This window comes from Chromatiales bacterium (assembly GCA_014323925.1).
Lineage (GTDB): Bacteria > Pseudomonadota > Gammaproteobacteria > Poriferisulfidales > Oxydemutatoraceae > SP5GCR1.
Map to the genome: position 1 here is coordinate 138,750 of JACONC010000002.1, position 12,559 is coordinate 151,308.

Here is a 12,559-nt window from a genome sequence, read left to right on the forward strand (position 1 = left end):
ACTTACATAGATGTACGAGCACTATTTTAATCTAAGCGAAAACCCGTTTACGCTTGCGCCCAACCCACGTTATTTTTATTTAAGCGAGCAGCATCGTGAGGCTTTAGCCCATCTGCAATACGGTTTGAACGAAAACGGCGGATTTATACTGCTGACCGGCGAGGTCGGTACTGGCAAGACCACTGCGTGGCGGTGCTTGGTTGAAAACCTACCGGCTGATATAGATCTTGCCATCGTTCTCAACCCGCGCCTCAACGAGATAGAGCTACTGGAGACGATCTGCGATGAACTTGGCATCACCTACGAGCAAGGCAGCGGCATCAAAAACCTCAGCGATAAACTCAACCGACATTTATTGGAAACTTATGCAAACCATCGCCGCACTATAGTCATTGTTGAAGAGGCGCAAAATCTCAGTACTGAGGTATTAGAACAACTACGTTTGCTGACCAATCTGGAAACTAACGAAAGCAAGCTGTTGCAAATTATTTTAATAGGGCAACCTGAACTATCAGACAAAATAGCTGCACCTGAATTACGCCAACTGCGCCAACGGATCATTGCCCGTTTTCATCTAAAGCCCTTTGCTGCCAAAGATGTACGAGCATATATAAACCATCGCCTATCTATCGCCGGCGCATCGCCACGCTTATACTCTGATGCGGCGGTGCGCAGGTTGGTTAAGCATAGCCGTGGCATTCCACGAGTCATTAACCTGATCTGTGATAGAGCATTACTCGGATGTTATTCTGAAGAGCGTGGCTATGTTGATGCAACGATGATAGATCGGGCTGCGAAAGAGGTATTAGGGCAACCCATACACCCACTACACAAACAGTCCGGCAAGCCGACTATTTACAACAATAACTTTGTCCGTCCGGCCGTTGCCGCGGTTGGAGCAGTGGCGATTATTGCTGTTGCCGCACTGTTGGCACCGCCTTATTTTCCCATTTTGTTTAATGACAACCGACTATCCGGCAATATGGTTGAACACTCTTTGGACATAATGGAGAGCGGTTTAGACAAAATCGGGCTAGCCAATATGGTCGAAACGATGCGCGAAGATGACGATGTTATCGCCAACGATGTACAACCAACTGATACTGCCACCGCCGAGAATGGCACGATAAAAACGGCTACCTATCGAGTAGCACTAGATTTATCTGAACCTTCAGAGAGTGCAACTGCGTCTGCACCTTGGCAAAACAGTTTAGCAATAGCGGCGCGCCAACAAGATCCATATCGGACCCTGTTTAATCTGTGGAACATTAACTTGCCGGAGATGTTGGAACAATCACCTTGCGAATACGCATTGCGGCATCAACTCGATTGTTGGCATCGGCGCGGGAACATCAGCAGCATCAAGCGTGTCAACCGCCCAGCCCTGCTCAAAATGATTTCCACCGAAGGACAGCTGTTTCAAGCAGTCTTAAAATCTATCAATGGAGCGAACCAATTGCAACTAACCGCAGCCAATAAAACCATTGAGATAAATGAGAACGAACTAGATGATGTCTGGACTGGTGAATACACTTTGTTATGGAAGCGACCACAAAATTACCGAGACACGATTTATCCGGGCGACACTGATCAAACGGTAGGCTGGTTAACCGAACAGTTTACCAGTTTGCCGGGCTACGGGCCGCCGATAGCAGAATCTTCCTTTTACGACTATGATTTGGAAAGCCGCATCAGACTATTACAAAAACGCTGCGGGCTTTTTGTTGACGGGTTGATTGGTAAAGAAACCTTGATAAAAATAAACACGCTCACTGGAAAACCACCACAACTGCAAAGCGGTGAAGGTTGTTTGGGGGTCGGTTAGATGTCTTTTATTTTATCGGCACTAAAAAAAGTAGAAAACAAGCGTAACTTAGGTGCGGCTCCTGATATTTCAGCGATACAAGTACAAAGCTACGACTATGCTGACAATCATCGCTACCGTATCAGTGTCGTGTTAGCCACTATCGGAGTCACCGCAGTAGTTATTTTCACCGGATTGTGGCTTTATAAAACCTTGCCAGAACCTATAGCCACCGAACCAAATATCCCTACACGCATAGCCACACCTTCAGCTGCTGATACGATATTACAGACGGATAGTTCGCCGCAAATTAATCGACCGCCTGTTGCGGCAACACCACCATCGGCAGCGGCTGCCGTACCACCTTCTGTTGTGCGCAACAATCTTACACCGGCAGCACAAACATACTATCCGCCTGCTCAGCAACCAGCCATAAACAATGCGACTGTAGCACCGCAGTTATATCAAAACCCAGTTGAAACACCCGACTTAGAACCTTTACCAGTCGGTATCGTCAATTACGAGGAATTACCTAACGGCTTGCGAAAGCGTATTCCCAATATCCAACTATCGGCACATATACACTCAGATTTACGTCCTCAGGCGCGCAAAGTCATTATCAACGGTGTAGCACTGCGTGAGGGGCAAAGACTGAGCGACGATCTTACAGTGCACCAAATCAACGCCGACGGTGCGGTGATGGATTTCCAAGGTACCCTGTTTTTGCTTGGCAAAAACAGCATATTTAACTAAGCAAATGGACGCTCGGTTACCCTTTTCTTTTGCCCAACGCCACGGCATCTTCGTTGCGCCGACTGAAGAACAAGAGATAGTACTTTATTGCCGAGCTGACACCCAATTGCCAGCACTGCAAGAAGCCAGACGGTTGTACAAACGAGAATTTGCGATACGCATTTTAGAGACTGGAGAGTTTGATCAACAACTGCAAAAGAATTATGCCAACCAGTCTGGCAGTCTGTCGATAATGGATGATGTGCAAGAAAGCGTTATGGGTATGGACGAAGTCGCCGCAGCTTTTGACGAACCCGAAGACCTGCTGAGCAACGAGGACGATGCGCCAGTTATTAAAATGCTCAATGCGATCTTCTTCGAAGCGATACGCGAAAAAGCATCTGATATACACATCGAACCGTACGAGCGAGAGCTACATATACGTTTCCGCCTAAACGGCGTGTTGCGTACCATTCTCACCTCGTCGGCGAAGCTCACTCCGCTGCTGGTCTCGCGCATCAAAGTTTTAGCAAGACTGGACATCGCCGAAAAACGACTACCCCAAGACGGGCGTATCACCGTGCGCTTAGGCGGACGCAATGTTGACTTACGAGTATCTACACTGCCATCCAGCTATGGTGAACGGGTGGTCTTGCGAGTACTCGACAAACAAACCGAACATATCGGCTTGAACGAACTCGGCATGAAAGAAGACCTCAAAGCTTATTTTAAGAGCCTTATCAATCGTCCGCACGGTATCGTGCTGGTTACTGGTCCCACTGGTTCTGGCAAAACCACAACTCTGTACGCTGCGCTTGCCGAAGTAGATCGCCATCAACGCAACATCATGACTATAGAAGACCCCATAGAATACAACTTTGAAGGAATTAGCCAAACCCAAGTCAACACCAAAGCCGATATGACTTTTGCGCGCGGCTTGCGGGCAATTTTAAGACAAGATCCAGATGTTGTGCTAATCGGTGAGATTAGAGACAGTGAGACCGCAACCATTGCAACCCAAGCGAGTCTAACTGGACACTTAGTGCTTTCAACACTGCACACCAATACCGCAATTGGTGCGATTACCCGCTTAGGCGATATGGGTGTAGAACCCTTTCTATTGACCGCCACGCTGCAGGGCATACTCGCCCAACGGCTAGTGCGCCGACTATGCTCGGATTGCCGAGAAGCCTATATCCCAGACGAAGAAGAACTGCGCTTCTCAGGATTAAATATCGAACTATTCAAAGACCAAACCATCTATAGGCCTAAAGGCTGTGAAAAGTGTAGCCACACCGGCTACACTGGGCGCTTTGGGTTATATGACCTAGTTACCATAGACGACGAACTCAAGCAGATGGTGCACGACGGTGCAAGCGAAATAGAAATGAGACGGCATGTCTACAAAAATAACAAAGATCTACGCAAAATCGGCTGTGAATATATCCTGCAAGGCGATACTACCTTAGAGGAAGTTATTGCCGTCACCATAGAATAGTCAGTCTGCCGTTTTTGCTACTGCAGTGTGCGGCGTACTTTTGCCTCACTACCATCTTCGTTATAGATGATAATATCGTGCGGCGTAATTCTTAGTTGCTCTATGGTGTCTGCACCTTCTCGTACATACAATTTAATCGCATCGGAGTTCAAAGCAACCTTGTTACCCAATGTATCGCTGAGCAGTAACTGCGCACTATCCTTTTGTAGCTGTTCGTCTCTGGGGGCGTATAAACGAGCTAGTGTTTCGCCACGCTGATCTACCAAAACCAGTTCTTTAGTTTTAACTATATCTTGTATGTCGCGCTTGCCAGGGCGCAGTTCGGCAGGCATCAAAGATTCGTAGAGAAAGAAAGCGACGATAACGATCACCGCTAAGCGCATATTGCGTAAATGCCTCTCTATAGTCATCAGCCGTTGTTCAAAATCAGTATTCATAGTATCTCCTTATTGCGTATGAAAATATTTAATAACAAATATTAATGCTATGTGTAAACTTAAATAGGATAGTATAATAAGCTAGTAGTATTTTGCTATGATATTTTCAACATTATGGAGAATTAGTTATGAACAAAAGGCATTTATTTATTGCGACTTTAGCCAGCTTGAGTGCGCTGTCAGCTACTGCACATGGGGTCCCGGACGCTCCTAAAGAATGGGAAAAATGTGCCGGTATTTCTAAAGCCAATATGAACGATTGCGGCGCATTAGACGGTTCACATAGCTGTGGTGGACAAGCTAAGGCTGACAATCTGGATATTGAATGGATCTATGTGCCGGCCGGCACCTGTGAGAAAATCACTGGCGGACAAATTGCAGCAACCAAACCCGCTAAGTAAACAATCGGCTAACAACCTATCTACTGAAGAGTGTAGCGGCGTCGGCTTAGGCCTTCGCCCGTTGCATTTGGCCGAAGTACTGAAGCACAACCCTGTAGTGCCGTGGTTTGAAGTACACATCTGCAATTACTTAAATAAGGGACTTAATCATAAACAGCTCTATCGCATACGCCAAGACTACCCGGTTAGCTTTCACGGTGTCAACCTCAACCTAGGCGGCAGTGATCCACTGGATTACGATTATATAAACAAACTAAAATCCGCAGTAGCTTTATACCAGCCGGCACTCATATCCGAACACGCCTGCTTTACCACTCACCAAAATCACCATTTTCACGACCTGATGCCTATACCTTATACTTCGGAGGCGGTAGAAAATATGGCAAGCCGCATCATAATAGTTCAAGATATACTGGAGCAAAGGATTCTGATAGAAAATGTGTCTCGTTATTTCAATTATGGTGAGAGCGAATTAAGTGAAGGTGAGTTTTTAGCCACGGTATGCGCAGAAGCCAAATGCGATCTGCTAGTTGATTTGAATAACGCTTATGTTAATCAACACAACCTTGGTGAGGACCTAGACGATTTTATAGCCCAACTACCTAACGAGAGAATCAAAGAAATTCACCTGGCGGGTTATAGTGCGCAAGAGGACTTTTTAATAGACACGCACAGCGCGTCGGTATCCGACGAAGTTTGGCAATGTTATAGAAAATTCTGTGCTTACAACAATACGGTACCGTGTCTGATTGAATGGGATAGCAACCTGCCATCGTTTGAAGTATTAATGGAACAAAGGCTAATCGCCGAGCGAATTATCAACTGTAGCACAAAGCAATCCGTAGCATCCAGTCATTGAGCAAAGTAACCCCTCCCTCCGACTATGCTGAATCTCTACGCAACTTCTGTGCTGCTGTTCTAAAAAATAACGAACAAGTTACCGTCTACAGCAATAATTATCGCGCTGCCCATATTCGGGCACTGCAAAATATTTATTTGACTGTACAACTATATTTAGAACCGAAGATCTTCTCAGCACTGGCTGTGGTCTATGTAAAACACTATCCATCTACACAGTGGGACTTAAACATATACGGTGACAGTTTCCATGAACTGCTCGCCGCCCAAACTCAAGGCGGTAAAGCAAAAGAAGCCGATTGGTCATTACTAGCGATGATTGCTCGCCTAGAATACGCTATTGGGCGTGCTTATTACGGCTATGCGAAAGATGAACGATTGTCGCCATACGATAGAACCATTGACAATAGCGGAGAATTTCTTTTCCGACTAAGGCAACAACATCCGTATACTAGAATTGCCGAGAATTTAGACATCAATAGAGACTTAGTCATTCGGTGTATCGATTCAAAAATTTATCTAAATAATGTCGACTAAAAAAGCCGCTGATCACTGAACGATGCCGATACGGAATTGGATACCGGAGATGAACTGATGAGCTATTGATTACAAAGATAAATCTTTATATTGAAAACAAAGTTACACAAAATGGATGACAGGTTCGTTTTCAATTAAAAAAGTTTGCTGTCAATGCGATTGCCGACGCAATAAAGGCTATATTGATTGCTAGCAATAAACCAACCATCCACTTTACAGCATTTACATCCGCCTTTACTCCGTTTACATCCGTCTTTACTCCGACTATATCCGCCTTTGTTGCTACTTCTTTCGCACTCGCAACATCAGCAACGGCTTTCTCTGCTTCATCAGGTTCAAGACCTAACTTCGTTAATGCAGCATATAATCCTATTTCCGACATTTCTATTTACTCCCTTAAACAAACTTCATTATAACTCTTTTCTAGTAAGTTTTGGATAGATGATTCTTTGACGGGACTAGAAAGTTTTAGTCACAAAATTTAGTGAGTAAGGATATGCAAATACTTGATTTTCATAAAAACCTAGAAAAGAGGAAAGGTCAGTAGCATCAGGGATATAATAGCAAAAAATTGTGAGATTTGAAGTTTTTATTTCAAACTGAGCCACTACCTCAATTTGACAGGTTGATTTTTTTGACTAAAATAAGCTTTTTGTTCCTTGCCCGTGTGGGCAAAAACCATAAGGAGCTAGCATGCAACATTACGAAATAGTATTTTTGGTGCACCCTGATCAGAGTCCCAAAGTGCCAAAAATGATTCAGCAGTATAAATCTACCATAAAGTCCTCCAACGGCAAGGTACATCGCCTTGAAAACTGGGGGCTTCGACAGCTTGCTTATCCCATAGATAAAGTAAGCAAAGCACATTATGTGCTGATGAATATAGAGTGTACATCCGAGGTTCGTAAAGAGATTACCGACTCTTTTCAATTTAGCAATGAAGTATTAAGAAACCTGATTTTAAGGCGCGAACAACCGATCCTTGATCCTTCTCCAGTGCAGCAAGCGATGGAAGAAGCCGAAGCACATAAAAAGGCTACTGAATTAAAGCAAAGTAAGGAACAAGACTTAGCTGCCGATGATCAATCAACGGCTACACCAACGGCGAAATCTGAACAAAAGACTACCGAACAAGAGAATGTAAAGGATAATGTGGACACGGAAGTTGCCACTGCAACGGAAAATATAAAACCAACTGCATCCGATACTCAAAAACCTAAGGAAACACCACCGACATAGGGGGAAACGATGGCAAGGATATACTCAAAAAAACCGAACATGCTGATACAGCAAAAAAGTAAAAAATACCGTTACTTTACAAAAGAGAACTATCAGCAGATAGACTATAAGAATATAGAACTCTTGAAAGAATACATCTCCGATACTGGTAAAATTATTCCGCAGCGAGTAACGGGTACTAGAGCGATGTATCAAAGCAAGTTGTCCAACGCTATTAAGCTAGCGCGCTATCTAGCATTGCTACCGTATACCGATAAACAAGGACAGGCATAACGAATAATGGAAGTGATTTTAATAGACAAAATTAAAAATTTAGGTGATATAGGCGACCTTGTGGAAGTGCGCTGTGGGTATGCACGAAACTACTTGATCCCTTACCAGAAAGCCAAATTTGCAACTGAAGAGAATCGTTTAGAGATTGAACAACGGCGCGCCGAATACGAGAAGCAGGTATCAGAAGAACGCGCAGCAGCTAAGCAACTTGGTGATAAGCTAGAAGATTTAGAACTCAGCCTTGTCGTTCAAGCTATGGAGGATGGACAGTTATACGGTTCGGTATCGGCCGCTGAAATCGCTGATATGATTGTGCAAAAATGTGGGGTGGAAATAAAGAAACAAGACATTAATTTTCCTCAGGGTCAAATACGTACTATTGGTTCACACCCAGTAATATTCAGTCTGCATAGTGATGTGCAAATACAAACTCAACTGCAAGTAATAGCAGCCCAGAGTTCAGGTGACAAAAATAATACCAAGCAACAGCAACCTAAAAATGATTCATCCCAACAATCCGCTGAGCAACCGGAAACCGGTAGCGATTAAAGCACTGAGTATGAGCTGATGGAAGATTTTCATCTAGATAAAAGTACTTCAGATGCTCGTATTCCTCCACACTCAACAGAAGCCGAACAAGCGGTTATCGGAGGGTTACTTTTAGACAGTGAGGCGTTTGATAAAATTGCCGACTTTCTCAGTCTAGGAGACTTCTACGAAAAACGCAACCGTACTTTATACGATGCAATTTGTCGTTTGAACCATCGCGGCGAACCTTGTGATTTTATTACTGTATCCAACTTTCTAAAAAATTCAAAGAATCTGGATGAACATACTCTGTCTTATTTAGCATCACTGGTTAAAGAAACACCAAGTGCCGCACGCATAAGGGCATATGCTGAAATTGTCCGTAAACACGCCACCAAGCGCAGGCTTATCCGTGCTGCCACCGAAGTTATAGAACGAGCCTATGATAAGAGCAGCGAAGACAATCAGGATCTGCTAAGCTATGCCGAGAACCTAATACTGAGTGTGTCGGAGGAAAATCAAAAGAGCAACGAAATCTTATCGCTTGTCGAATTAAGCAAAATAGTATACGACCGAATATGCGAGCGCTCAGAGTCGAATGATGCTATAACTGGTATGCCAACTGGCTTCAACATCATCGACGAGAAAACCAACGGGCTACAAAAGGGCGATTTAATCATTATTGCCGGACGGCCTTCTATGGGTAAAACGAGCTTGGCGTTGAATATCGCTGAGCACATAGCAATTGAGAAAACCCAAGGAACGGTGGTAATATTCAGTATGGAAATGTCCTCTGAACAAATTGTCAGCCGATTGTTCTCTTCAGTTGCAAAAATCAACCAAATGAATATGAAAAGCGGCCAATTGAACAATGCCGAATGGGCAAGCCTGACGAAATGGTGTGGTCTTTTTAAGAAAGCCTCTCTGTATATAGACGACAGCAATGCATTGACACCATTAGAAATCTGTTCACGGGTTAGGCGGCTAAAACACGAACACGACGACCTTGCTTTAGTCATAGTTGATTATCTGCAGTTGATGCACACTGGTAGAAATGTTGAGAATCGTGCCACTGAAATATCGGGTATTTCCCGAGCATTGAAATCACTCGCTAGAGAAACAAATGTGCCAATCGTAGCCTTGTCTCAGCTTAATCGAAATATTGAAAGTAGGCCAAAAAGTAAGCCACAAATGTCTGACTTACGCGAGTCGGGTGCTATAGAACAAGACGCTGACCTCATTATGGTCATATACCCCGAATACGAAGACACCTATCAAGAAGAGACACCTGAAAGAAGCGGCAGTATCGTTAACATAGATGTAGTAAAGCAACGCAATGGTCCGACATTCAATACTAAACTAACATTCATAGGTATGCATACCCGTTTTGAGAATTATGTTTCAGAAGACTCCATAGAGACTATGAGTAATCCGCAGCCGATGTCTGAACCAAAACCAATCGCACATTACAGAGACATGTAGACAGTTCTTATTGATTACCTTGGTACCGTTATTATGAGTCAACTTCTCTTCACCATCGCCTCATCCTAACCATGATTCGCTCTCTCACCAAACGCTTAAATATACAGGCACTTAAAAATAACTACGATTACCTGAGAGATATTTGTGCGTCCGCTAAAGTAATCGCAGTAATCAAGTCGGAAGCGTACGGACACGGCCTGCTGAGAGTTGCCAAAGCACTGGGATACGCAGATAGCTTGGCGGTAGCATTCGTCAGCGAAGGCATCGCACTGCGTCGTGCTGGTATTACAAATAAAATCATCATCCTGCAAGGCGCACACGAACTGCAAGATATACAACTGGCTAGCGATTATAACCTGACATTGGTTGTGCATTGCCGACGACAGATTGACATCTTAAAACAAAACCACAATTTAGGAGTTGAATGCTGGATTAAATTTGATACTGGTATGCACCGTTTGGGCTTTCGTTTATCACAACATAAAAATGTGGTACCTAAAGTGCTTGGTTTACGCGGTCTACGCAATCCACCCGTATTAATGTCGCATTTTTCCTGCTCCGACAGCAATGAACAACTCACTAGAGCACAGTTGCAAAAATTCGACGAACTTTGCGCTTATTATGAAAAAGAAGGTTTGCAAGCATCAATCGCCAATTCTGCGGCGGCATTAAGTTTACCCGAATCCCATAAGGATTGGGTTAGAGCAGGGCTCGCAGTTTACGGAGTAACAGCTAAAAATACTCCTATTACACATAAAAATAAACTGACCCCAGTAATGCACTTAACCGCTCCGGTTATCGCCGTTCGTAATTTTGAAAAGGGTGATCGCTTAGGCTACAACGGTGAATATATATGTAAGAAAAAGACCCGCGCCGCTATTATAGGCACTGGTTACGGAGATGGTTATCCATGGCATGCAATTTCAGGAACACCGATTTGGCTATCGGATAAGCGGTGTCATATAGCAGGGCGTGTGTCTATGGATATGATTACGGTGGATGCAACAGGTGTAGACCCATCTATAGGCGATAATGTCGAACTATGGGGAGAGCATATTTCGGTCGGCGAAATTGCCGAATGTGCTTCTACTATCCCCTACGAATTATTATGTTCGGTCAGTTCAACCGCGACTATACTGACATAACACAGCAATAACGCAGGTCAAACTAAAGTTGGAGTGTATAGTACTCGACACCTGTCTTGGCATCGTACACGTAGTTGACATTAAGTAGATGGTATGGTCACCATAAACATGGTCTAGAAAAGCCCTGATCACGATACTTAAACAGGTAAATACGAGATCTAATAAGTCCCAAGTTGCCTTTAGAGTTCTATAGTTAAAGCGCCAGAGGTGTACCAATCATATGGGCTAACTTTTAGTTCATATCTGGCATTGGTGTGTCACCTCTGGCTTCCCAGGCATTGCATATGCCCAAGCGTTTAGCTTACAGTAAATCAGCCGAATCTAAATGATTATTGGACGATGCCGATACAGCATTGGATACCGGCGATGAACCGATCAGCTATCGAGTACGAATATAGATTTGATATTGAAAATCAATATACACAAAATAGCTGACAGGTTCAGTTCAAGACGCCCAGCTGTATCCTGAGAAGAAATCGTAATGTTCTATTAGCTTTGCAACCCTTTCCTTTTGTTCTGCAGACCAATCAGATTTATAGCGGTTCTCTCTTGGGGTTGGGCAAACTGCCGATACGCAATCATTCAAATAATTTTGATCGGCTTCAACTTTTAAGAAATGGCATAACTTAGTTAATTGATCTTTGGGGTTAGCCACCATATCTTCATGTTTATTCATAAATACACTTTCTGTTTGTATCCGGCTGAGAAGATCTTTGCAAATTGGGGCATGCTTCTCATAAGTTGTAATTTGATCATTCAGTGTTCTTTTTTTAGGCACTATCATATCATAGGGATTACGCACCGTGAAAATAAACTTCAGTGATATTCCCCTCTTTTCAACAGCCTTAGTGAATTCTTTGAATGTTTTTTTATCATTGAAAAGCTGTACTGTGCTATAAGATTGTTTAATACCCAACACTTCCAGGGATTCGCAGCGATTTTGCCATTGATTCGGAACAAGAACATAACGTTCAGCATGATTAGCTGTATGCGGCTGAACTTCGTATGCAGGCAATACTATTTTATTGATGCCTATTTTTTGCTTTGCTTCTGCTCTAGTGAACCTATCTCTATCAACATATAAAACACGAAATAGTAATAGCTTGAGGTCTGAGTGGTACTTTCTTATATTGGGTTCATGCCCCATAACAATATTGGGATGTGCAGTTAATAAATAACCGACTAGAGAAGATCCGCTCCTATGAAAACCTATGGTCAATACTATTGTATGTAACTTGCTAAAATACTCCTCTTCTATTTCCTCTATTAAGGATAGGCTGTATTCGCTTTTTGTGCCAGTAGACATAATTGACTTTTGACTTTTTTAGATTTGGCTGTATCTGCTATTAGGTATGTTGATAGTTTCTTTTGTAAAGCTTGCACCTGGAGCAATTTTTTTACTGTTCATTATATAAAAATTTTCTTTAGTTTTCAAAGTGCTGTACGATGCTGTAAGCACAAAGCATTGACTATGGTATTTCATTATTAGACAATAGCGAACTGACGCGGGAGTAGCTCAGCTGGTAGAGCGCAACCTTGCCAAGGTTGAGGTCGCGGGTTCGAACCCCGTCTCCCGCTCCATTCCTATGCACCTTTGCGTTGGTCAATGATTAAGAGGGATCCCT

14 protein-coding genes and 1 tRNA gene are annotated in these 12,559 nt (G+C 43.5%); 12 read left to right on the forward strand and 3 right to left on the reverse strand.

Annotated elements, in window-relative coordinates; genetic code table 11:
* Positions 1–10: 10 nt before the first annotated feature.
* From GDA45_01525 to gspE, 3 genes are read left to right on the forward strand one after another with little or no spacing between them, the layout of a single operon-like run.
* Positions 11–1,825 carry an AAA family ATPase gene (locus GDA45_01525; protein MBC6413604.1) on the forward strand — a complete coding sequence of 605 codons (1,815 nt, stop codon included), beginning with the start codon at positions 11–13 and terminating at the stop codon, positions 1,823–1,825.
* Positions 1,826–2,557 carry a general secretion pathway protein GspB gene (locus GDA45_01530; GenBank protein ID MBC6413605.1) on the forward strand — a complete coding sequence of 244 codons (732 nt, stop codon included), beginning with the start codon at positions 1,826–1,828 and terminating at the stop codon, positions 2,555–2,557.
* Positions 2,558–2,561: 4 nt separating this feature from the next.
* The gene (gspE, locus tag GDA45_01535; protein ID MBC6413606.1) at positions 2,562–4,034 is read left to right on the forward strand and encodes a type II secretion system ATPase GspE; all 1,473 of its coding nucleotides are present in this window, start codon (positions 2,562–2,564) and stop codon (positions 4,032–4,034) included.
* A 17-nt stretch (positions 4,035–4,051) separates the two neighbouring features.
* Here gspE and GDA45_01540 read toward each other — a convergent pair whose 3' ends face one another.
* Positions 4,052–4,471 carry a hypothetical protein gene (locus tag GDA45_01540; GenBank protein MBC6413607.1) on the reverse strand — a complete coding sequence of 140 codons (420 nt, stop codon included), beginning with the start codon at positions 4,469–4,471 and terminating at the stop codon, positions 4,052–4,054.
* 128 nt (positions 4,472–4,599) lie between these two features.
* Between GDA45_01540 and GDA45_01545 the strand changes: the two genes are divergently transcribed.
* The 3 genes from GDA45_01545 to GDA45_01555 are packed head-to-tail and all read left to right on the forward strand — an operon-like array spanning position 4,600 to position 6,267.
* Entirely contained in the window at positions 4,600–4,872 is a 273-nt protein-coding gene (locus GDA45_01545) for a DUF2282 domain-containing protein (protein ID MBC6413608.1), read from the forward strand.
* Positions 4,847–5,731, forward strand: a complete 885-nt coding sequence (locus GDA45_01550) for a DUF692 domain-containing protein (GenBank protein ID MBC6413609.1) — start codon at positions 4,847–4,849, stop codon at positions 5,729–5,731. The genes GDA45_01545 and GDA45_01550 overlap by 26 nt, the downstream gene beginning before the upstream one ends.
* Positions 5,728–6,267, forward strand: coding sequence for a putative DNA-binding domain-containing protein (locus tag GDA45_01555; GenBank protein ID MBC6413610.1), 540 nt, complete (start codon positions 5,728–5,730; stop codon positions 6,265–6,267). Before GDA45_01550 ends, GDA45_01555 begins: the two co-directional genes overlap by 4 nt.
* A 130-nt stretch (positions 6,268–6,397) precedes the next feature.
* Here the strand turns inward: GDA45_01555 and GDA45_01560 are convergent, their stop codons facing one another.
* Entirely contained in the window at positions 6,398–6,649 is a 252-nt protein-coding gene (locus GDA45_01560; protein ID MBC6413611.1) for a hypothetical protein, read from the reverse strand.
* A 311-nt stretch (positions 6,650–6,960) separates the two neighbouring features.
* Between GDA45_01560 and rpsF the strand changes: the two genes are divergently transcribed.
* From rpsF to alr, 5 genes are all read left to right on the forward strand, one after another.
* A complete protein-coding gene (rpsF, locus tag GDA45_01565) occupies positions 6,961–7,506 on the forward strand; it encodes a 30S ribosomal protein S6 (GenBank protein ID MBC6413612.1) in 546 nt (181 codons plus the stop codon).
* A 39-nt stretch (positions 7,507–7,545) separates the two neighbouring features.
* Positions 7,546–7,779 carry a 30S ribosomal protein S18 gene (rpsR, locus tag GDA45_01570; protein MBC6413613.1) on the forward strand — a complete coding sequence of 78 codons (234 nt, stop codon included), beginning with the start codon at positions 7,546–7,548 and terminating at the stop codon, positions 7,777–7,779.
* Between the two features lie 6 nt (positions 7,780–7,785).
* Positions 7,786–8,328: a 50S ribosomal protein L9 gene (gene rplI, locus GDA45_01575; GenBank protein ID MBC6413614.1), complete on the forward strand. Its 543-nt coding sequence runs from the start codon at positions 7,786–7,788 to the stop codon at positions 8,326–8,328.
* Between the two features lie 18 nt (positions 8,329–8,346).
* Positions 8,347–9,789, forward strand: a complete 1,443-nt coding sequence (gene dnaB / locus GDA45_01580) for a replicative DNA helicase (GenBank protein ID MBC6413615.1) — start codon at positions 8,347–8,349, stop codon at positions 9,787–9,789.
* 71 nt (positions 9,790–9,860) lie between these two features.
* Positions 9,861–10,934, forward strand: coding sequence for an alanine racemase (alr, locus tag GDA45_01585; protein ID MBC6413616.1), 1,074 nt, complete (start codon positions 9,861–9,863; stop codon positions 10,932–10,934).
* A gap of 445 nt (positions 10,935–11,379) precedes the next feature.
* On the opposite strand, the gene GDA45_01590 is transcribed toward alr, so the two are convergent.
* Positions 11,380–12,240 carry a sulfotransferase gene (locus GDA45_01590; protein ID MBC6413617.1) on the reverse strand — a complete coding sequence of 287 codons (861 nt, stop codon included), beginning with the start codon at positions 12,238–12,240 and terminating at the stop codon, positions 11,380–11,382.
* 199 nt (positions 12,241–12,439) lie between these two features.
* Here GDA45_01590 and GDA45_01595 point away from each other — a divergent pair.
* Positions 12,440–12,515, forward strand: a tRNA-Gly gene (locus GDA45_01595).
* The last annotated feature ends 44 nt before the right edge of the window (positions 12,516–12,559 follow it).